The sequence below is a fragment of the Acinetobacter sp. BHS4 genome (genome assembly GCF_018454425.1).
Taxonomy (GTDB): Bacteria; Pseudomonadota; Gammaproteobacteria; order Pseudomonadales; family Moraxellaceae; genus Acinetobacter; species Acinetobacter pittii.
Genome location: NZ_CP075323.1, coordinates 976,225 through 997,673 on the forward strand (window position 1 = coordinate 976,225; position 21,449 = coordinate 997,673).

The window sequence follows — 21,449 nt, forward strand, 5'->3', positions numbered from 1 at the left end:
TCCTTTTAACGTGTACCAAATTGTTGAGTCCAATAGCTCTTTTGTTTTACAGATTGATTAGAAGCACAAGCAATTGCATAGGTTGTAAATTTAGGGTTCATTAGGTTACTACAATGTAAGGGACTCGATAGCCATCTAGACATCACTTCATCTAATGTTTTCTGTCCACTCGCGACATTTTCACCATTGGCTTTACCGAGTGTATTATAAATTTTTAAACGTGATTTCAAATCTAGTCCCGTGGAGCCAACATGCCCGAGAAAGTTGTGTGTTGCCATATCTTCACTATGAGAAAGTGCACCTTTATATAAATTATTACTCCAAATCACTGGTCTCGTTGCAGAAAAATATTGTCGACCACATTGGCGTGATTGCTGACGGATTTGGTTAATTTTTTTAAGTACAGCTTGTTGATAGGCTGGATTTTGTAAATCTTGGCAGCTTATTTCTTTTGAAGTTTTCTGAATTTGAGCAAGTGATGTGCCGGTGTCAGTTGGTATGGCTGATGTATTTGCACTACATGCACCAATAAAGAGAATGGCTGGCAGTAAAGAGCAAGTTTTGAGTGAACTCATATCAATGCCTTAAACTAATTATTCTAATATTTTTATGATACGTTAAACTCAAATTATTGGGTAATGCTTTGCACTAAAAAAAGCGAGTATAAACTCGCTTTTTGTTTCTTAAGTTTATTAAGCTGTTTGTAGAGCTTTTAAGTCTTCTAGAACTTGCTCTGCATGCCCAGCTGCTTTAACTTTGCGATAGCTTTTAACTAAAGTTTTGTTATGGAAAATAAAAGTAGAACGTTCAATACCCATGACTTTTTTACCATACATATTCTTTTCTTTAATCACATCAAAGTGATGACAAAGAATTTCTTCTTTATCACTGATCAGATCAATAGTAAGTGCCTGCTTCTCTGTAAAATTTTGATGGGCTTTTACCGAGTCACGTGAAATACCGAAAATACGGGCACCTAAAGCATCAAACTGATCTTTCAAACAAGAAAAACCCACTGCTTGTGTTGTACACCCTGGTGTTGAATCTTTAGGATAGAAGTAAATAATTAGCCATTCATTTTCGACTTCGGTCAAGTTCACTTCGCCGTGTGTAGTAGGGAACACCTGATTTGGCAGTTGAATATTCTCAGACATTTCTTATCCTTTAAAAGTTAAATTTGATCTAATTCAAGTGGTAAAAAAGCGTATTCCTCATGATAAACAATATTGAGTTTTCTTACAGGGATTGCTTTGTTAAAAATTGGCCCATCAATCACGGTCGTATGAAATTCACCGCCCTCACCACATGGATCAATGCCACGGTTCTCAAGCTCTTGGATATATTCTAAAGTTAAAGTTTTTCCTAAATCTCCTACCTTCATCCCGAGTTTAAGGTTTACGGTCACCACTACACTCTGGAATCCAAGTTGAATAAATTCTTCAACAACTTCACGATGCGGACGTAGCCAAAGAGGCATTCCTAATTGAAGACCTACTTGTTGCGTTACTCGATCATGCCAACAGCCGTGTTCAGGCATATCAAGGTCACCTGTAACCAGTACCTCGGCTCCTTGTTGCTTTGCTTGATTGAGTAATTCAATAAACTTTAATTCATAGTCATTCCAACTTGATGAAGCCATAAGCACGGGAAAGCCGATTGCTTTAGCTTGCGCTTGAATAATATCAAGAGGCATGGCATGTGAGCGAGAACGTTGGCCTTGTTCTTCTAGCATTACGATCAATCCAATCACTTCGCCTGTCTGCATTGCATGGTAGAGTGCTAGAGAACTATCTTTGCCTCCACTAAATGAGACAATAGACCTTTTATGGTTAGCATTAGTTTTCCATTGTTCTTGCATGGCTTACATCAAATGAATTGGTCAAAAGTGCTGTTATTTTAACAGAGCTATAAAAAAGCCTGCATAAATGCAGGCTTAATTTAGAACATTAAAATCTTATTTTTTAGGAGCTTGTTGTTGAGCTGCCTTCATTGCATCTTCAGTTAACTTTTCAAGCTTAGTTGTTAACTGAGGACCAAAACATGCTTTAAGATCACGGTTTTGTTGTTGTACAAATCCTAGAGAACTTGGGCTTTTCTTCGCATTGATTGCGCTTTGGATTTCCCATTTTTGTGCTTCAGTCACTTTACCTTGTGCTTCAACCTGACAGCTACAGAATTTGCTAACTTCAGATGAACTTAACTTGCCGCCTTTAGCAGTTTGTTCTTTACAAACGTTAACTAATGCACCTTTAACGTTAGTGCTTTTATATGCCGCTTGAACTGGGTTTTCAGCTGCTTGAGCTGAACCCGCCATAAGTGCAGCTGCTGAGAATAAAGATGAAAGAATAAGATTTGATTTTAACAACTTCATAAATTTTACCTACTTATTACGGTATATAGCGTGTTGGATCGGTAACACCGGCATCGATAAAGCCTTCTTTACGCAAACGGCAACTGTCACATTTACCACACGCACGTCCTTGAGCATCTGCTTGGTAGCAAGATACCGTTTGACTATAGTCTACGCCATGTTCAATCCCTAAACGTATGATATTCGCTTTGGATAAATGTAACAGGGGTGTTTCAAATTTAAGTGGTTTTCCTTCTACGCCAGCCTTAGTTGCTAAACGGGCCATATTCGCAAAAGCATCAATAAATTCAGGACGACAATCAGGATATCCTGAATAATCAACAGCATTGATACCAATAACAATAGCTTCAGCATTAAATACTTCAGCTGCTGCTAGAGCATATGAGAGGAAAATAGTGTTACGCGCTGGTACATAAGTTGCAGGAATACCTTCTTGTAACTGTTCTGGTACTGCAATGTTGTGATCTGTAAGTGCTGATCCACCTAAATTTGCTAGATCAATATTAATTACACGATGTTCAACACCTGAACGCTGAGCTAATGCTTTTGCAGCATCAAGTTCAGTGGTTGAGCGTTGACCATACATAAAACTAATAGCAATACATTCATAGCGCGCTTGTGCCCAAGCTAGGCAAGTGGTTGAGTCTAAGCCGCCTGAAAGTAAAACAATGGCACGAGAGCGCATATTTTTCTCCATATTCGGAATGATTTATTTTATTGAGTGATTAACGACCTGATTCATCATTCCAAAGCAGTTTATGTAACTGAAGTTGAAAACGAACAGGTAATTTATCATCAAGTATCCACTGTGCCAGATCACGTGCTAGACGTGGCAGGCCTACAGCACCTTTTTCAACCGCAAAGGCAGGGGAGAACCAAACGGTACTGACTTTGGTTTGCAGTTGATATTTTTCAACTTGTTGCTTTGACCATTCATAGTCTTCACGATTACAAATCACAAATTTGATTTGGTCACGTGGTGTTAAATGGTCAAGATTACTGATGAGATTGCGATGTTCTTCACCAGAAGTTGGAGTCTTTAAATCGAGGACTTTTGAAACACGGGGATCCACTCTTGATACATCAAGGGCTCCACTGGTTTCTAACGAGACGTCAAAACCTGCTTCACATAAACGTTGTAATAAAATCAAACAGTTTGGCTGAGCAAGAGGTTCACCACCTGTCACACAAATATAAGGTGTTTGAAATTGTGTAGCTGTTTCAATGATATGTTCAAGTGAAAAACGTTCGCCACCCTCAAAGGAATAGGTGGTATCGCAATAGCTACAACGTAATGGACAGCCTGTTAGACGAATAAATACAGTCGGTAGGCCAGAGGCATTTGCTTCACCCTGCAACGAGTAAAAAATCTCGGTAATGCGTAAACCGGACGCAGGGTCTGAGACAGGAATTGCAGAGGAACGTAAGGAAGCCATTCTAGAAATACCACACTATATAAAAAATAAAATCTCTACGATCAGTTTGATCGTAGAGATGAGGAGCGATTAAAGCTCCGCCAGAGAGTTATAACAAATTAGTCAGCGCGTAACAAATCGTTCAAGCTTGTTTTTGAACGTGTTTGCGCATCAACTTTTTTCACGATAATTGCAGCATATAAGCTGTAAGTACCACATTTAGATGGCAAGCTACCTGAAACTACAACTGAACCTGCTGGTACACGACCATAATGGATTTCGCCAGTTTCACGGTCATAAATTTTAGTTGATTGACCAATGAAAACGCCCATTGAAATGACTGAACCTTCTTCAACGATAACGCCTTCAACGATTTCTGAACGTGCACCGATAAAGCAGTTGTCTTCAATAATGGTTGGGTTAGCTTGTAATGGTTCTAAAACACCACCAATACCTACACCACCAGACAAGTGAACATTTTTACCGATTTGAGCACATGAACCTACAGTTGCCCATGTATCAACCATTGTGCCTTCATCTACATAAGCACCAATGTTGACATAAGATGGCATTAACACCACGTTTTTAGCTTGGAAGCTACCACGACGTGCTACAGCAGGAGGAACAACACGAACACCTGCAGCTTTAAATTGCTCTTCAGTCCAACCAGAGAATTTAGTTTCAACTTTGTCATAGAAACGAAGATCACATGACTCAATTGGTTTATTGTCATTAAGTTTAAATGATAATAAAACAGCTTTTTTTAACCATTGATGAACAACCCATTCACCATTGATTTTTTCAGCAACTCGAAGTGTACCGTTATCTAAACCAGCAATTGCTTCTTCAACAGCTTGGCGAATTTCGCTTGAACAATCTGCTGCAGTAAAATTTGCGCGGTCTTCAAATGCTTGCTCAATGATCGTAGAAAGCTGAGACATGATCTTCCTTCCATAAAAAATTTTAAAGATTTTACACTAATTTGTGACAAGAATCTTTCAAAAAACGTGTTACGTTTAATTGATGATATAAATGAGGTAAATCGAAATAAGCTTATTAGATAATCAAGTGTTTTTTACACAAAAATGATTTGAAAATAAAAATTTAACTCAATTTGTATCAAAAAATAACAGAAATCTAGCATTTTTTGTATAAAAAAGAATCTAAGCTGTCATTATTATGATTTCAGTCACAAGATGAATAAATTAAAAACAGAGCCTTTTTGAGGAGAAAACTATGAAAGCATTACGTGTATTAGTCACTACAACAGCTTTATTCGCTGCTGGCGCTGCTATGGCAGATGAAGCCGTTGTTCATGACAGCTACGCATTTGACAAAAACCAATTAATTCCTGTGGGGGCACGTGCTGAGGTAGGTACAACTGGTTACGGTGGTGCTTTATTATGGCAAGCAAACCCATATGTAGGTTTGGCTTTGGGTTATAACGGTGGTGACATTTCGTGGACAGATGATGTTTCTGTAAATGGTACTAAATATGACCTAGATATGGATAACAATAATATCTATTTAAATGCTGAGATTCGTCCATGGGGTGCAAGTGCTAACCGTTGGGCTCAAGGTTTATATGTAGCTGCGGGTGCTGCTTATTTAGATAATGATTACGATCTAACTAAACGTTCGCAAGACGGTACTATTAAAGTAAATGGTAATAATTATAACTTTAACGGCTCAGTGGATGGTAAATTAAGTTATAAAAATGATATCGCTCCATACTTAGGTTTTGGTTTTGCACCTAAAATCAATAAAAACTGGGGGGTATTTGGTGAGGTAGGTGCTTACTATACTGGTAACCCAACTGTAAATCTTAAATCAAATGGTACATTTGTTAATGTTAATGGTGCTGACTTTGATAAAGACTTACGTGCTGAAGAAAACGAAATCCGTAATGATGATAAATACCAATGGTTACCAGTTGGTAAAGTTGGTGTGAACTTCTACTGGTAAGATCTTAAAGAAAAAACGAGCTACGGCTCGTTTTTTTGTACTTAATAAAATAAATAAAGAGCTAAAAAGCTCTTTATTTATTTTAATTTTTATTCGTCTGGGTAAGCAATTTTCTTAAGCGCTTTAATATCCGCATCAGGTGAGCATAAAGAAATAAACTCGTAACCATAACCGCGTAATAAGTGACCTTTGCGAACCGCAATCCACGTTGTATTAACACCAAAAATATCAGTTTTGGTTTGCTTTAAACGATAATCACGTTCTGTATCATAAGCCACGTCATTGACAATCCCGACACCCATGCCAAGTTCCACATAGGTTTTGATAACATCGGCATCAAGAGCTGACATTACGATATCTGCATCTAGATGAGCCTCTTCAAACGCTTTATCAATTTTAGATCGACCTGTAAAACCACCATGATAAGTAATGAGTGGATATTCTGCTAAAAGTTCTAGAGTGATCTTATCCGCCTGCACTAAAGGATGATTTTGCGGGGTAATAATACTGTGCTGCCATTGATAGTAAGGAATGCTAGCCAGATTTTCTTCAGTCGTTAAAGACTCGGTTGCAATTCCAATATCCGCTTCACCTTGTAAAAGCATTTCTGAAATTTCGACAGGGCTAGCTTGTTGTAAAATCAAATGAACTTTTGGAAATAATTTCTTAAATTGATTAACAATTGGAGGCAATACATAACGCGCTTGTGTATGCGTAGTTGCGATTGTTAATGTTCCTTCGTCAACCTTATTAAAATCTTCAGCAAGTCGTTTAATATTTTCAGCATCCACTAACATGCGTTCAACAATGCTAAGAAGTGACTGTCCTGGTTCAGTTAAACCTAAAAGGCGTTTACCTTTACGAACGAAAAGTTGAACACCTAATTCATCTTCTAAATCTTTGATGTGTTTACTTACACCCGATTGAGATGTGTAGAGTGCAGCCGATGCTTCCGTCAAGTTAAAGTTTTGGCGTACTGTTTCTCGGATAATTCTTAATTGTTGAAAGTTCATTTACACTTTTCCTCAAAAGAGGTGAGGAGCGTCTAAAGATCCGCAAGATATTTCCTCACCAAATATATTTCTTAAGCAACTTGGTCTGCAAATAAGTGCAATTGAGATGCGCTCACCCAAACAGTTTGATTAGGTTTAAATGCATGTAATTTTGCAGCTTCACTGCTCAGAGCAATTTCAATTAAACGTCCATTACGGTCTTGTAATTCGGCCACTACTTTTCCAGCAATCCAGATTTCACGTACAAAAGTCGCTTCAATGGTATTCGCTTGCGGTTGCGAGTGAATATGTAACTCATCTGGACGGGCAAAAGCAATCACTTTTCCTTGAGGTGCCTCAACTACTGTTGGTAATTGAATACGGTCATTACCGATACGGATAATACCTTCCGTATGTTCACCTTCAAATCGATTTGCCTGACCCAAGAAATCAAACACAAATGGCGTTGCAGGTTTTTCATAAACTTCACGAGGTGAACCGATTTGCTCAACATTACCTTTATTCATGACAATAATCTGGTCTGCAACCTCAAGTGCTTCTTCTTGATCGTGAGTCACGAAAATTGAAGTGATATGCAATTCATCATGTAAGTTGCGTAACCAGCGACGTAATTCTTTGCGTACTTTGGCATCTAGAGCGCCAAATGGTTCATCGAGTAATAACACGCGAGGTTCTACTGCCAAAGCACGGGCTAAAGCAATACGCTGACGTTGTCCGCCAGAAAGCTGAGCAGGGTAGCGGTCTGCTAAAAAGCCTAGTTGAACTAGATCAAGTAAACGAGTGACACGTTTTTTAATTTCAGCTTCCGAAGGACGGGTTGCACGAGGTCGAACACGTAAACCAAAGGCAATATTGTCAAATACGGTCATATGGCGGAATAAAGCATAATGCTGGAATACAAAACCAACTTGACGCTCACGCACATGTACGTTGGTCGCATCTTCGCCTTCAAGTAAAACCTGACCGTCATCGGCTGATTCTAGACCTGCAATGATACGAAGCAGAGTCGTCTTGCCACAACCAGATGGTCCGAGTAGCGCAACCAGTTCACCTTCTGGAAAGTCTAGGGAAATATTTTTAAGCGCATGGAATGCACCAAAGTGTTTTTCAATATTTTTAACTTGAATACTCATGATTTCATTCCTTACGAATCAGTTGAATGCGGTTCTGGTTTATCTTGATGTAGCTCTAACCAAGTTTTTAAAATCAGTGTTAAAAGAGCTAAGAAGGCAAGCAGTGAGGACACGGCAAAGGCTGCGCTAAAGGTGTACTCGTTATATAAAATTTCAACATGCAGTGGCAGGGTATTGGTTTCACCACGGATATGACCAGAAACCACTGATACTGCGCCAAACTCACCCATTGCACGGGCATTACACAAAATCACGCCGTAAATCAGACCCCATTTAATGTTAGGGAGTGTGACCTTCCAAAAGGTTTGCCAACCTGATGCACCGAGTACAATTGCTGCTTCTTCTTCCTCTGTTCCCTGAGCTTCCATGAGTGGAATTAACTCACGCGCCACAAAAGGAACTGTAATAAAAATAGTTGCTAAAACAATTGCAGGTACTGCATATAAAATCTTGATGTCATGATCCATTAACCAGCCGCCGAACCAGCCTTGTGCACCAAAAATTAGAACAATCATTAAACCTGCAATAACAGGTGAAACCGAAAAAGGCATATCAATGATAGTTGTTAAAATTGCCTTGCCTTTAAACTGGAACTTAGAGACAGCCCAAGCTGCAGCAACACCAAATATCACATTAATTGGAACTGCAATTGCTGCGGTGAGTAATGTTAATTTCACTGCTGATAACGTATCTGGATCAATCAAAGCCTGAACATAGACTTCAAGGCCTTGTTTAAATGCTTCTACGAAAACCAAAATGAGTGGCAGCATGAGGCAACTGAGAAAAAAAATCAGTGCGATTGTAATGAGGGTATAACGTACCCAAGTCGGCTCACGTGTTGCATCACGAGACTGTAACTTCAAGGCAAGTGCATTGCTGTCGGTATGTAAATTCATGTGATGTTTCTCCCTGTACGACGGTTTGCCCATGCTTGAAGTAAGTTAATGACAAATAGAATGATAAAAGAGAGAACTAACATGACCGCTGCAATGGTCGTTGCACCTGCATAATCATATTCTTCAAGACGAGAAATGATCATCAGCGGTGCAATTTCTGTTTTAAATGGCTGGTTACCTGCAATAAAAATAACAGAACCATACTCACCCACGCCGCGAGCAAATGCTAAAGCAAAGCCTGTAAATAGAGCAGGTAGTAAGATGGGTAAAATAATTTTAGTAATGGTCTGCCAACGATTTGCACCAAGTGCTGAAGCTGCTTCCTCAAGTTCGGTTTCAATATCGCTGAGTACCGGTTGAACGGTCCGAACAATAAAAGGAATACCAATAAAGACCAATGCCAGCGTAATTCCGATAGGCGTATAGGCAACCTGAATACCAAGTGGTTCCAGATATTGACCTAACCAACCAGTAGGTGCATAGAGTGAAGTCAGTGCAATACCTGCAACTGCGGTCGGAAGAGCAAATGGTAAATCGACCAATGCATCAACTAGACGTTTTCCGGGAAAGTTATAGCGGACAAGACACCAAGCCAAAAGTAATCCGAAAACAACATTAATAAATGCTGCGATTAAGGCTGAACTAAAGCTGAGTTGAAGCGATTTTAAAATACGCTCAGACGTTAAAATTTCCCATAATCCGTCCCATCCGATTCCAAATGATTTGATAAAGACTGCGGCTAATGGAATAAGCACAATAAAAGACACATAGGCGAGGGTGAAGCCCAAAGATAGACCAAACCCAGGCAGCACTCGGGATCGCTGCGACATGATATTTCCTCAAAGAGAAAAGCCTGCTGAAACCAGTAAGCGAATAAATAAAGATAAACAGTGAGGTATAAAGATTGGTATTAAGCAAATTTCAAAGAGAAATGTGTTTTTACCGGGTCGATAGATGAGTGGCTACACATCGAATCTTCTGGGATCAAATAGTTCAGCAAATCAGGGAATGGCCCAAAACCTGAGGCAACATTAATATGGCCCACTTCACCAAGATTAACGGGATTTAACTTCCATGATTTTGCAAGTTGTAACGCATCAAAAAAGCCGAGCCATGGATCATTTTCACTAATGAGTAGCGTTGCAGGTACATCAATTTTTAATTGATGAAAATAATCTTTGTAGTCGGTCAAGCTATGGCGAGCAAACCCTGCTTCCCCAAAGCGTGCTGGATTCGCTGGAGCGACTAAAATTAGTTTCTTAACTTGGCTTCTTAATTCTGGATGCTCAGCCAAAGCAGCTACACTCGTTAAGCATCCAAAACTATGTGCAACAATTTGAACAGGAGCTGGAGCTGCTTGAACTGTTTTAACGAATTGCTCAACCCATTCGCTTAATACAGGTCTATCCCAGTTTTTTTGCTCAACACGAGAACTAGACACGAGTTGACGCTGCAACCAAGATTGCCAATGCTGATGTTCACTGCCACCTACACCCGGAACAATTACAGTGTGAATCATGTCTGTTCTCCTTACCTTTAGTGCAAAGAATTACTTCTCTGCACTATTGATTTTCACGATTTGATCGAAAACACCACCATTATCGAAGTGTTGTTTTTGTACTTTTGTCCAACCACCAAACTCTTTGTCGATTGTTACAAGCTTCAATGGCTTAAATACATTGCTGTATTTTTTAAGAACAGCTGCGTTACGCGGACGGTAGAAGTTACGTGCTGCAATTTCTTGACCAGCAGGTGAGTACAAATAGTTGAGATAACCTTTAGCAATAGTTAAGTTGCCTTTTTTAGCTGCATTCTTCTCCACAATTGCAACTGGAGGCTCAGCTAAGATCGAAAGAGACGGAGTAATAATTTCAAATTTGCCCGGCTGTTCACGAATAGCTAAATGAGCTTCATTTTCCCAAGCCAGTAATACATCACCAATGCCACGCTCAGCGAAAGTCGTCGTCGCACCGCGAGCACCAGAGTCTAGAACTTTAGTGTGCTTATAAATTTGGCGAACGTATTCTTGTGCTTTCGCATCATTGCCGCCTGGTTGATGTTTTGCCCAAGCCCAAGCTGCAAGATAGTTCCAACGAGCACCACCAGAGGTTTTCGGGTTTGGTGTAATGATTTCTACACCTGGTTTGATTAAATCAGCCCAGTCTTTAATTTGCTTTGGGTTGCCTTTACGCACCAAAAATACAATGGTTGATGTATATGGCGTTGAGTTTTGTGGCAGTTTTTTCTGCCAGTTAGTTGGAAGTAATTTTGCTTTTTCAGCAATTTCATCAATATCTGCTGCAAGTGCTAATGTCACCACATCTGCATTTAAACCATCGATAACCGCACGAGCCTGTTTACCAGAGCCGCCGTGTGATTGCTTAAACTCAATATCTTGACCAGTACGTTGTTTCCAGTAAGTACCGAACTGTTTGTTGAAATCTGTATATAGCTCACGAGTAGGATCGTAAGAAACGTTTAAAAATTCTTGGGCTGCAAATGACGAAACAGAAAGAAGTGCAGCGATAACCCCGACTTTTAATTGAGAAAAACGCATGAGATAAGTCCTCAAAAAATATGAAATGTTCAAAACATGAACGCAGAATAGCGCTAGTCTTTATTCTAAAAAAATAATAAAAAACGAATTTAATATGAAAAAAATAGAAATAATAAAAAGAGATAAACTATTCTTAAATCTTGATATATAACAAGTTTCAAAAGCAGATACGAAATCGGTATAATTTTTTAAAATCATCATTTATTATTTAAATGAAAGGTGTTGTATTGTTGTGCGGCTTTTAGCAAAGGATGGAGCAAACATGTGGTGTTTTAAAAATGGGCAACCCGTTGAGACTATTCCTTTATTAGATCGAGCCTTTCATTATGGAGATGGATGCTTTACCACAATTCGTGTTTTTCAAAATCAAATTGAGCTTAAAGAAAGACACTGGCAACGTCTAAAACTTGCATGTCAAAAACTGTCTTTAACTGTAAATTTTGAATTAATTGAACTGAGTGTACAGCAACTCCAAAAGCAAAACCTCGTACTCAACGGCACTTTAAAAATTGTGATTAGTCGTGGGGAAGGCGATCGCGGTTATAGTTTGCCGAAACATGAAGCTGATATTTATATCTGGTTTTATCCAAAAGCTTTAGAGCCGTTTATGCCTGATTTTATCCAGTGTGGTGTTTTAAATCAGGCCCTAGGTTTAACCATGCCAAGCTTAGTGGGGCTTAAATCTTTAAACCGCCTTGAACAAGTATTGCTAAAAAAAGAAGCAGATCAACTCGGGTGGGCTGAAGCATTAGTTACTGATGTACAAGGTTATATTGTTGAAGGGGTCAGTAGTAATTGTTTTATTCGTTTAAATGATAGATGGATTACTCCTGAACTTCGCTATAATGGCGTCCACGGTGTAATGCGGGCAGAAATTCTGGCGCGTATGCAGCACCATGGTATTGCCTGTGAAGTACGTGTGATTGAATTAGATGAAGTATCTGAAATACAAAGTCTATTCTTTTGTAATGCTTTAAACCCTATGCGAGTGGTTACTCATTTAGGCGAGAAAACGCTAGATACACAGGCATGCATAGATTTATTTCATATCCTTAACTTAAATCAGATTCATTAATATGCCGAAGCCACCTGTGAATGCGAAAGCAAAAAACGCCAAGAAAAATAACAAAAAACAAGCTCCAAAATTTTCTAAGCGATTGGTTCTAATTGGCCTTTTTATTGTTTTAATCTTTACGTTTGCCATTTTATGGTCAAGTTTGTTTAAGGCTTATCCTATCGAAGGCAAAAAACAGATGTTATCTATTACATCAGGGGAAACTTATTCTGGTTTTATTGATCGTTTGGCAAAAGAAGATAAAGTTAGCTTTCCTATCGTATTAAAGCTTTATCAAAAGTTTATGATTCATGACAGCATGAAAGCTGGTGTGTATGAAATTGAGCAAGGGATGAGCGTAAGACAAGTATTAGAGATGTTATCTGACGCTGATAATGCTCAGATGAATCGTGTTTTGGTGATTGAAGGTACAACTTTTAAGCAGCTTATTACTGCACTCAAAAATGATAAAAATGTAAAAAATACAATATTGGATTTACCTAATGATCAGCTTATGAAAGCGCTTGGGATTCCTTACGATCATCCAGAAGGCTTGTTCGCGCCGAATACTTATTTCTTTGCCAAAGGCGAGACTGACAAGAAAATTCTTATCGATTTATATCATCGTCAAGTAAAAGCTCTAGATGCAGCTTGGGCAAACCGCGCTCCGAATTTACCTTATAAAGATAAATATGAAGCATTAATTATGGCTTCTATTGTTGAGAAAGAAACAAGTTTAGACAGTGAACTTACACAAGTTTCTGGAGTTTTTGTCCGCCGTTTAAAACTCGGTATGCGTTTACAAACGGATCCAACTGTTATTTACGGAATGGGTAATAATTATAAAGGCAACATTACCCGAGAAGACCTCCGTACTCCAACACCATATAATACTTATACCATTAATGGTTTGCCTCCAACTCCAATTGCTTTGCCAAGCCAAAAAGCAATTGAAGCAGCGTTACATCCAGATGATTCAAATAATATCTATTTCGTAGCGACTGGTAATGGTGGACATAAATTTACGGCAGACTTGCAAGCTCATAATCAAGCAGTGCAAGAATATTTATCCGTGTTGAGATCGAAGAAATAAGGAAAAGAGATGTTTATCAGCTTTGAAGGCACGGAAGGGGTAGGTAAAACTACACTCATTCGAAAAATTCATCAGCATTTTGAAGAGCAAGACAAACAAGTTGTTTTAACTCGAGAGCCGGGCGGCACACCGTTAGCTGAGCAAATTCGTTCTATGCTTTTGGCGGTGAATCATGATGAAAATATGAGTCATGATACTGAGCTATTGCTTATTTATGCGGCACGCGCTCAACACTTACAACAAGTTATTTTGCCTGCTTTAGAAGCTAACAAAATTGTATTAAGTGATCGCTTTACCGATGCGAGTTTTGCTTATCAATGTTCTGGTCGTGGTTTAAGCCAAGATAAATTACAACTTTTAAATCAGAACTTCGTTTCACGCATGCCGGAGGTGACTTTCTGGTTAGATGCACCGATTGAACTTGGTATGAACCGTGCACGTGAACGTGGAGCTTTAGACCGTTTTGAACAAGAAAAGTTAAGCTTCTTTACTAAGGTTCGTGAAGGTTATGAAACCTTATGGAAGGCTGAACCAGAACGTATTAAGCGAATAGATGCAACTCAAAGTCCTGATCAGGTGTTCGAGCAGGCTTTGCAATATTTACGGTAAGCAAATTGGATGAACCACTCTCATATTTTTTGAGAGTGGTGAAAAATGATGTTAATTCTGATTTAAAAAGTCATAGAAAAGATCTGTTATTTTCTTATGCTATCTTACATATGATTTTATAGATTGAAGAATAACAAGGATGAAGAGCTCAAAAGAAGAAATCGTGGCATTTCTTGAAAAGGAATTTCCACCAAGTCTTGAACACTGCACGATTGAATCAGTTACACCCAAAGCAGCGGTTGTTTATTATCATGTTGATCAAAGACATCAACGTCCTGGTGGCACCATATCTGGCCCAACCATGATGACTTTGGCAGACTTTGCTTTATATATTGCGATATTAGGTGAGATCGGTATTGTTGGTTTAGCCGTAACCACCAACTTTAATATTAATTTTTTAAGAAAACCTGCGGGTGATCAAGACTTACGTAGTGAATGTAAACTCATGAAAGTAGGAAAGAGTTTAGTGGTGGGTGAGGTTTGGATTTATTCAGTTGGTCTGGATGAACCTGTTGCGCATGTGACCGCGACTTATTCAATCCCACCTAGAGCATAAATATCAAACCAAATAAAAAAGCACAGCCAAAGCTGTGCTTTTTTATAGAAGAACAACTTAAATGTCAGTATTAACCAACGGCTGTTCTACTGCAAAATTTGGAGGAGTTAAAACGGTTTTACGAATTTCACTCGAAGTTTCCGGATAATCAAGCGTGTAATGTAAACCACGTGATTCTTTACGTTGCATGGCACAGCGAACAATCATTTCCGATACTAAAACAAGGTTACGCAGCTCAATCAGGTTCTTGCTAACACGGTAGTCTTGATAATATTCGGTGATTTCATGTTTTAACATTTCAATACGGTGTAAAGCACGTTCTAAACGTTTAGTAGTCCTTACAATACCAACGTAGTTCCACATGGTCGAACGTAACTCATCCCAGTTTTGTAAAATCACCACATCTTCATCTGGATTAGTTACTTGTGAGTCATCCCAAGTTGGTACTTCGGGTAATTTGAAGTTTTCATCAAATTTATTTTCGATATCTTTTGCCGCACTCATACCGTAAACGAAGCACTCAAGTAATGAGTTACTTGCCATACGGTTTGCACCATGTAAGCCCGTATATGACGTTTCACCAATCGCATAGAGACCTTCAATATCCGTCTGGCTATTTGAGTCAACCACAACACCACCACATGTATAGTGAGCTGCTGGTACTACTGGAATCATGTCTTTGGTAATGTCGATACCTAACTCAAGCAATCTTGCATAAAGTGTAGGGAAGTGCTCTTTAATAAATTCAGGTGATTTATGGGTAATGTCTAACCATACGTGACGAATACCGAGACGTTTGATTTCGTGGTCAATTGTACGTGCCACAATATCGCGAGGAGCTAGTTCTGCACGATCATCAAAACGCAACATAAAACGTTCGCCATCAGGTAGGCGCAAATAAGCCCCTTCACCACGCATAGCTTCGGTAATTAAAAATGAGCGTGCTTGAGGATGGTACAGGCAAGTTGGATGGAATTGATTAAATTCCATATTGGCTACGCGGCAACCTGCACGGAAGGCCATTGCAATACCATCACCTGTAGCAATATCTGGATTAGATGTATACAGATAAGCTTTCATCGCACCGCCGCAAGCCAGCGTAGTGAATGGTGCAAGGAAGGTATGAACCTTTTCAGTATTTTCATCTAATGCATATAAACCAATAGCACGATTCGCTTGGTCAGTATGGCCTAATTTATGCGAAGTGATTAAATCAATCGCAATATAGTTTTCAAAAATAGTAATATTTTTACGTTCTTTGGCACGCTCAACTAAAGTGGTTGAAATGGCTTTGCCTGTTGCATCAGCAGAATGGATAATGCGACGCTGCGAGTGACCACCTTCGCGAGTTAAGTGAAGTTGTTCATCTTCATCTAAGGTAAATTGCACGCCTTGTTTTAAAAGAAAATCAACAGAAGGGCGGCCGCCTTCTACGGTATGTTGTACCGCGTCCATTTCACATAAATAAGCGCCTGCAATCATAGTGTCATTAATATGCTGTTGAATAGAGTCAGTCTCATCAAGAACAGCAGCAACGCCACCTTGAGCATAAAAGGTACTTGCTTCGGTTAGAGCAGCTTTGGCTAAAACTGCAATATTAAAATGATTTGGTAACGATAAAGCCAGACTTAAACCAGCGCCGCCGCTGCCCACAATAATCACGTCAAAGTGGTGAATTGTCTGTAAATTAGGCATGTCCATTCGCATCAATTTAAAACGTCCGCTAATGACACCCCTTTTTACTTAAAAAGGCAAGAGCTTAAGCGCTCTAACTCAGAGAAAAATTGCAATTGGCTTAAAAAGTTGCAATGCGTAAAATAATCCTTGTGATGACGTATTACAAATAAACATATTGTTACGCACAACCTCAAAGCGTTGTGATACAACAGTTTTATCCTTATTCTCGTAGACCAATTGTGGGTGAGCACCGAATGAAATCTCGCTATTTACAACAAGGAATGTATGCAGCGGTATTTACAGTTGCTGCTGTTCAAGCAAATGCTGCTGTTGATTTTTCAAATCTTGTTGAACAAGTTAGTCCAGCAGTCGTGAGTGTAAATGTCGTAAAAAAAATGACTCAGGATGAACTGTTGCAACAGCAAGTTCCTGAAATTTTAAAACGTTTCTTTGGCAATCAGGTCATCATTCCACAGCAACAAGGTCCACAAGAAAAGACAGCTTATGGAAGTGCATTCTTTATTAGTAAAGATGGCTATCTACTCACAAATCACCATGTGATTGAAAATGCCTCTCGTATTAGCATCACTCTAAATGACCGCCGTGAAATTGATGCAACCGTAGTGGGTAGTGATGAGCGTACAGACGTTGCATTGTTAAAAGTAAACGGAACTAACTATCCGGCTTTACGAGTAGGAAATGTTGATCGTTTACGTGTCGGCGAACCTGTTTTAGCAATTGGTTCGCCGTTTGGTTTTGACTACTCAGCTTCGGCAGGTATTGTCAGTGCAAAATCACGAAACATGAGCGGTGAAACTTCGGTGCCGTTTATTCAAACAGATGTGGCTTTAAACCCAGGTAACTCTGGTGGTCCATTATTTAATCAAAATGGTGAAGTGGTCGGGGTAAATTCTCGAATATTTAGCGGTACCGGCGGTTATATGGGCTTGTCTTTCTCTATTCCGATTGATGTAGCTATGGATGTTGCAGACCAGCTCAAAACAAAAGGTAAAGTCACACGCTCTTACCTTGGTGTAATGATGCAAGATATTGACCGAAACCTTGCTGATGCGTACAAATTACCAAAACCTGAAGGTGCTTTAATTACTCAAATTTCTCCGAACTCACCTGCACAAAAAGCAGGGCTGAGAGCGGGCGACGTGATTTTAAAACTAAATGGTGCACCTGTACTCCGTACGAGTGATTTACTGTATGCATTAAATAAAGTACAGCCAAATCAAACCGTTCAGTTTGAAGTATTACGTGATGATAAAACACGTAATATTTCAGCAACCTTAACGACTGCGCCAGATGAAACACCTGCTACTGGTGCACAAGGTGCTGCATCTAAAGGGCCAGTTCTAGGCATGAGTATTCGTGATCTAGCTGAACCGGAAAAAAATGCGTTGAGCGTGAAAGGAGGTATTTATGTACAAGATGTTCGCCGTGGTGGTTTAGCATCATTGTCGAATATCATTCCGGGCGATGTGATTACTCAAGTCAATAATAACCAAATTTTAAATAGTCAGGATTTTGCAAAAGTTGTTTCTAATTTGCCGAAAAATACCGTAGCACGTGTTGCTATTATTCGTCAGGGACAGCGCGCAATGCTTGGTTTACGTATTCAATAATCCTCAATCCAATCAAAAAAAAACCACCCTGAAAATGGGTGGTTTTTGTTATTTATCTTGAGCGTTTAGCGATATCTACCTACACTTATTTCAGTTTTAAGGTTAATAAATAAGAGTGTTCATTTGTGAGTAGTATTTTTGATTTACATATTCAGGTGCAGCCACATCACATTGATGCGTTGGGACATGTAAATAATGTGATGTATGTTCAATGGATGCAGGATGTAGCTGCTGCTCATGTTGAAACTTTGGGAGTAGGGGTAACTAAATATCTTGAGTTAAAACACGCCATGGTCGCGGTTGAGCATCATGTGCAATATCGTAAAGCTGCGTTTGAAGGCGAACAAATTGTATTACGTACATGGTTAGATGACATTAATGCACTTTATTCATTCCGCCAGTATGTGTTTTTTCGTCCATCAGATCAGGCCGTATTATTTGTTGGGAATACCAAATGGGCGTGTATTGAAATTGCTACAGGACGTCCAAAACGAATGTCGCCAACTTTTACCCATGCATACAAGCCGCTTGATTCAAGTATAAATCCTTATGATTTTACTGTTTCGTATGCTCGATAATTTGAAGTAAGACGCTTACTTTGACTGTCCTTTTTTAAAACATAAGTACAAAGCTAATGATTATTTTGGATACTTTAAAATATGCATCTGTTATAATCTCACGCAATTTATTTAACCGCTTTGGCTGTGTATTAAAACAAGCTACATAGCACTCTATATTTTCTCAAGGTAACCCATGGCGCAAGCTAAAAAATCCGTCGATATCAAAAATATACGAAATTTCTCGATTATTGCCCACATTGACCATGGTAAGTCTACATTGGCTGACCGTTTTATTCAGATGTGTGGCGGTCTACAAGATCGTGAAATGCAAGCTCAGGTCTTAGACTCAATGGAGCTTGAGCGTGAACGTGGGATTACCATTAAAGCCGCTTCTGTCACGCTGTATTACACTCATCCAAATGGTCAGGAATATCAACTGAACTTTATTGATACGCCTGGGCACGTTGACTTCTCCTATGAAGTTTCTCGTTCATTAGCTGCGTGTGAAGGTGCGTTACTGGTTGTAGATGCAGCACAAGGCGTTGAAGCTCAATCAGTTGCAAACTGTTATACAGCAATTGAACAAGGTCTAGAAGTTCTTCCTATTCTAAATAAAATTGATTTACCACAGGCTGAACCTGAACGTGTAATTCATGAAATTGAAGAAATTATCGGGATTGAAGCGACAGATGCACCAACCTGTTCAGCAAAAACTGGTTTAGGTGTTGAAGGTGTACTCGAGCGTTTAGTCGATGTTATTCCGGCGCCAGAAGGTGATCGTGAAGCACCATTACAAGCATTAATTATCGACTCATGGTTTGATAACTACTTAGGCGTAGTTTCTCTTGTTCGTATTAAACAAGGTCGTATCCGCAAGGGCGACAAAATGTTGGTTAAATCGACAGGACAAACTCATCCGGTCACTTCTGTAGGTGTATTTAATCCTAAGCATACTGAAACAGATATTCTTGAAGCTGGTGAAGTAGGTTTTGTTATTGCGGGTATTAAAGATATTTTTGGTGCACCAGTAGGTGACACAATTACTCTTGCTTCTACACCAGACGTTGCAACTTTACCTGGTTTCAAAAAGGTTAAACCGCAAGTATATGCTGGTCTTTTCCCTATTGATGCGAGTGACTTTGAACCGTTCCGTGAAGCGCTACAAAAATTGCAGATTAACGACTCGGCTTTATTCTTTGAACCAGAAAGTTCTGATGCATTAGGCTTTGGTTTCCGTTGTGGCTTCTTAGGTATGCTACATATGGAAATTGTACAAGAGCGTTTAGAGCGTGAATACGATCTTGATCTCATCAGTTCTGCACCTACCGTAATTTATGAAGCATTAACCAAGAAAGGCGAAACGATTTACATCGATAGTCCATCAAAAATGCCGGATGGATCGACTGTAGAAGATTTGCGTGAACCAATTGCTGAATGTCATATCCTTGTTCCTCAAGAGTATTTAGGGAACGTAATGACGCTCTGTATCGAACGTCGTGGTGTACAAAAAGATATGAAATTCTTGGGTAACCAAGTTTCTATTACATTTGAAATCCCGATGGCTGAAGTTGTTATGGATTTCTTTGACAGATTAAAGTCATGCTCTCGTGGCTTTGCATCTTTAGACTATAACTTTGTACGTTTTGAAAGTTCAGCTTTAGTTAAGGTTGATGTGTTAATTAATAGCGAAAAGGTTGATGCCTTGGCTATGATTTGTCACCGTAATGATGCACGTCATCGTGGTATTGCATTGGTTGAGAAAATGAAAGACTTGATTCCTCGCCAAATGTTCGATGTTGCTATTCAGGCAGCAATCGGTGCACAAATTATTGCCCGTTCTACCGTAAAAGCGATGCGTAAAAACGTATTGGCAAAATGTTATGGTGGTGACGTTTCGCGTAAGAAAAAACTACTTTCTAAACAAAAAGAAGGTAAGAAACGTATGAAACAAGTGGGAAGTGTTGAAATTCCACAAGAAGCGTTCTTGGCTGTATTGAAAGTAGAAAGATAAGAAATGAGGGTGGGGAAAGTGAACAATTTCTTTTCCCCACTGTAATACAAGCAGCGAGGCTGCGAGTGAGGTCATGTGGATTTTGATTTTAATTTAATTCTTGTTCCAGTTACGCTGATTCTATTTGCAGTGTGGTTGTTAGATAAACTTGTATTAAAACAGCGTGCAAATAAAGGACGCGGGAACGAAAATTTTGTCATTACATGGGCCTATGACTTTTGGCCAGTTTTAGCTGTAGTACTTGTACTTCGTTCATTTCTTTATGAACCATTTAATATTCCATCGGACTCTATGGTGCCAACTTTAGAAACTGGTGATTTTATTCTGGTGAATAAATTTGATTATGGTGTACGTCTACCTATCGTTAATAAGAAGATTATTGATGTAGGCGAACCGAAGCGTGGTGATGTAATTGTATTCCGTTACCCACCTCAACCGACTATTAGTTATATTAAACGTGTAATCGGTTTACCTGGTGATCATATTGTTTATGACCATGGGCAATTAATTATTAACGGGCAAAAAGTACCGAAAGTATTAACACAGTTCAGTCGTGAAAAAGATGTGATGGATACGCCAACGTCTATTTATCATAAAGAGACGATTGGTGAGCATACCTTTACGATGCGTGAGCTTGAAGGCGTAAATGTGGCGCGCCAAGCACCGTTTATCAACTATGTTGAAAATGGTAAATATGCGAACCAAGACGGTTTATATTGGGAAGTGACTGTACCAAAAGGACATTACTTTGCAATGGGGGATAACCGAGATCAAAGTGCAGACAGTCGTTTCTGGGGTTTCGTTCCTGAAGAAAACTTAACAGGACGAGCATTCTACGTGTGGATGCATAAAGAACCGGGTTTACACCTTCCTAACTTTAGCCGAAATGGAAAAATAGATTAAAAACA

At 39.2% G+C, this 21,449-nt stretch carries 23 protein-coding genes; 9 read left to right on the plus strand and 14 right to left on the minus strand.

The window, feature by feature from the left end; translation table 11 throughout:
• Positions 1 to 5: 5 nt before the first annotated feature.
• The 7 genes from KIP84_RS04690 to dapD form a co-directional block, all read right to left on the minus strand.
• Positions 6 to 575: a CAP domain-containing protein gene (locus KIP84_RS04690; RefSeq protein ID WP_213689408.1), complete on the minus strand. Its 570-nt coding sequence runs from the start codon at positions 573 to 575 to the stop codon at positions 6 to 8.
• 117 nt (positions 576 to 692) lie between these two features.
• Positions 693 to 1,154, minus strand: a complete 462-nt coding sequence (locus tag KIP84_RS04695; protein WP_017399250.1) for a peroxiredoxin — start codon at positions 1,152 to 1,154, stop codon at positions 693 to 695.
• Positions 1,155 to 1,171: 17 nt separating this feature from the next.
• The gene (locus KIP84_RS04700) at positions 1,172 to 1,858 is read right to left on the minus strand and encodes a diphthine--ammonia ligase (RefSeq protein WP_213689409.1); all 687 of its coding nucleotides are present in this window, start codon (positions 1,856 to 1,858) and stop codon (positions 1,172 to 1,174) included.
• A 96-nt stretch (positions 1,859 to 1,954) separates the two neighbouring features.
• Positions 1,955 to 2,371, minus strand: a complete 417-nt coding sequence (locus KIP84_RS04705) for a hypothetical protein (RefSeq protein ID WP_005073124.1) — start codon at positions 2,369 to 2,371, stop codon at positions 1,955 to 1,957.
• A gap of 16 nt (positions 2,372 to 2,387) precedes the next feature.
• Positions 2,388 to 3,056, minus strand: coding sequence for a 7-cyano-7-deazaguanine synthase QueC (gene queC, locus KIP84_RS04710; RefSeq protein WP_213689410.1), 669 nt, complete (start codon positions 3,054 to 3,056; stop codon positions 2,388 to 2,390).
• Positions 3,057 to 3,096: 40 nt separating this feature from the next.
• Entirely contained in the window at positions 3,097 to 3,807 is a 711-nt protein-coding gene (gene queE, locus KIP84_RS04715) for a 7-carboxy-7-deazaguanine synthase QueE (protein WP_002118723.1), read from the minus strand.
• Positions 3,808 to 3,905: 98 nt separating this feature from the next.
• Positions 3,906 to 4,727, minus strand: coding sequence for a 2,3,4,5-tetrahydropyridine-2,6-dicarboxylate N-succinyltransferase (dapD, locus tag KIP84_RS04720; RefSeq protein ID WP_002118664.1), 822 nt, complete (start codon positions 4,725 to 4,727; stop codon positions 3,906 to 3,908).
• A 295-nt stretch (positions 4,728 to 5,022) separates the two neighbouring features.
• Here dapD and carO point away from each other — a divergent pair, with 295 nt between their 5' ends.
• Positions 5,023 to 5,751, plus strand: a complete 729-nt coding sequence (carO, locus tag KIP84_RS04725) for an ornithine uptake porin CarO type 4 (RefSeq protein ID WP_068565514.1) — start codon at positions 5,023 to 5,025, stop codon at positions 5,749 to 5,751.
• Positions 5,752 to 5,840: 89 nt separating this feature from the next.
• Here the strand turns inward: carO and KIP84_RS04730 are convergent, their stop codons facing one another.
• The 6 genes from KIP84_RS04730 to KIP84_RS04755 form a co-directional block, all read right to left on the minus strand.
• A complete protein-coding gene (locus tag KIP84_RS04730) occupies positions 5,841 to 6,764 on the minus strand; it encodes a CysB family HTH-type transcriptional regulator (RefSeq protein ID WP_002118601.1) in 924 nt (307 codons plus the stop codon).
• A gap of 71 nt (positions 6,765 to 6,835) precedes the next feature.
• Complete coding sequence (locus KIP84_RS04735; RefSeq protein WP_213689411.1) at positions 6,836 to 7,897, minus strand: sulfate ABC transporter ATP-binding protein; 1,062 nt, start codon at positions 7,895 to 7,897, stop codon at positions 6,836 to 6,838.
• A gap of 11 nt (positions 7,898 to 7,908) precedes the next feature.
• On the minus strand, positions 7,909 to 8,793 hold the full coding sequence (gene cysW / locus KIP84_RS04740) for a sulfate ABC transporter permease subunit CysW (RefSeq protein ID WP_017480571.1): 885 nt from the start codon (positions 8,791 to 8,793) through the stop codon (positions 7,909 to 7,911).
• Positions 8,790 to 9,623: a sulfate ABC transporter permease subunit CysT gene (gene cysT / locus KIP84_RS04745; RefSeq protein ID WP_005073131.1), complete on the minus strand. Its 834-nt coding sequence runs from the start codon at positions 9,621 to 9,623 to the stop codon at positions 8,790 to 8,792. Before cysT ends, cysW begins: the two co-directional genes overlap by 4 nt.
• A gap of 80 nt (positions 9,624 to 9,703) precedes the next feature.
• A complete protein-coding gene (locus KIP84_RS04750) occupies positions 9,704 to 10,312 on the minus strand; it encodes an alpha/beta hydrolase (RefSeq protein WP_213689412.1) in 609 nt (202 codons plus the stop codon).
• Positions 10,313 to 10,342: 30 nt separating this feature from the next.
• On the minus strand, positions 10,343 to 11,350 hold the full coding sequence (locus tag KIP84_RS04755) for a sulfate ABC transporter substrate-binding protein (protein ID WP_001212602.1): 1,008 nt from the start codon (positions 11,348 to 11,350) through the stop codon (positions 10,343 to 10,345).
• A gap of 262 nt (positions 11,351 to 11,612) precedes the next feature.
• Between KIP84_RS04755 and pabC the strand changes: the two genes are divergently transcribed.
• The 4 genes from pabC to KIP84_RS04775 all read left to right on the plus strand — a co-directional run bounded on the left by pabC (position 11,613) and on the right by KIP84_RS04775 (position 14,662).
• Positions 11,613 to 12,425 carry an aminodeoxychorismate lyase gene (gene pabC, locus KIP84_RS04760; protein WP_068565511.1) on the plus strand — a complete coding sequence of 271 codons (813 nt, stop codon included), beginning with the start codon at positions 11,613 to 11,615 and terminating at the stop codon, positions 12,423 to 12,425.
• Between the two features lies 1 nt (position 12,426).
• On the plus strand, positions 12,427 to 13,497 hold the full coding sequence (mltG, locus tag KIP84_RS04765) for an endolytic transglycosylase MltG (RefSeq protein ID WP_213689413.1): 1,071 nt from the start codon (positions 12,427 to 12,429) through the stop codon (positions 13,495 to 13,497).
• A gap of 9 nt (positions 13,498 to 13,506) precedes the next feature.
• Positions 13,507 to 14,106: a dTMP kinase gene (tmk, locus tag KIP84_RS04770; protein ID WP_213689414.1), complete on the plus strand. Its 600-nt coding sequence runs from the start codon at positions 13,507 to 13,509 to the stop codon at positions 14,104 to 14,106.
• 139 nt (positions 14,107 to 14,245) lie between these two features.
• Positions 14,246 to 14,662 (plus strand): PaaI family thioesterase, encoded by a 417-nt coding sequence (locus KIP84_RS04775; protein ID WP_000842533.1) that lies wholly within the window; start codon positions 14,246 to 14,248, stop codon positions 14,660 to 14,662.
• A gap of 57 nt (positions 14,663 to 14,719) precedes the next feature.
• Here the strand turns inward: KIP84_RS04775 and nadB are convergent, their stop codons facing one another.
• Positions 14,720 to 16,363, minus strand: a complete 1,644-nt coding sequence (nadB, locus tag KIP84_RS04780) for an L-aspartate oxidase (protein ID WP_213689415.1) — start codon at positions 16,361 to 16,363, stop codon at positions 14,720 to 14,722.
• Positions 16,364 to 16,593: 230 nt separating this feature from the next.
• Here nadB and KIP84_RS04785 point away from each other — a divergent pair, with 230 nt between their 5' ends.
• From KIP84_RS04785 to lepB, 4 genes are all read left to right on the plus strand, one after another.
• Entirely contained in the window at positions 16,594 to 17,970 is a 1,377-nt protein-coding gene (locus KIP84_RS04785; RefSeq protein WP_005067820.1) for a Do family serine endopeptidase, read from the plus strand.
• Between the two features lie 125 nt (positions 17,971 to 18,095).
• Positions 18,096 to 18,548, plus strand: a complete 453-nt coding sequence (locus tag KIP84_RS04790) for an acyl-CoA thioesterase (protein WP_002118612.1) — start codon at positions 18,096 to 18,098, stop codon at positions 18,546 to 18,548.
• Positions 18,549 to 18,723: 175 nt separating this feature from the next.
• Positions 18,724 to 20,541 carry a translation elongation factor 4 gene (lepA, locus tag KIP84_RS04795; protein WP_002118606.1) on the plus strand — a complete coding sequence of 606 codons (1,818 nt, stop codon included), beginning with the start codon at positions 18,724 to 18,726 and terminating at the stop codon, positions 20,539 to 20,541.
• A gap of 75 nt (positions 20,542 to 20,616) precedes the next feature.
• Complete coding sequence (gene lepB, locus KIP84_RS04800) at positions 20,617 to 21,444, plus strand: signal peptidase I (RefSeq protein ID WP_005067825.1); 828 nt, start codon at positions 20,617 to 20,619, stop codon at positions 21,442 to 21,444.
• The last annotated feature ends 5 nt before the right edge of the window (positions 21,445 to 21,449 follow it).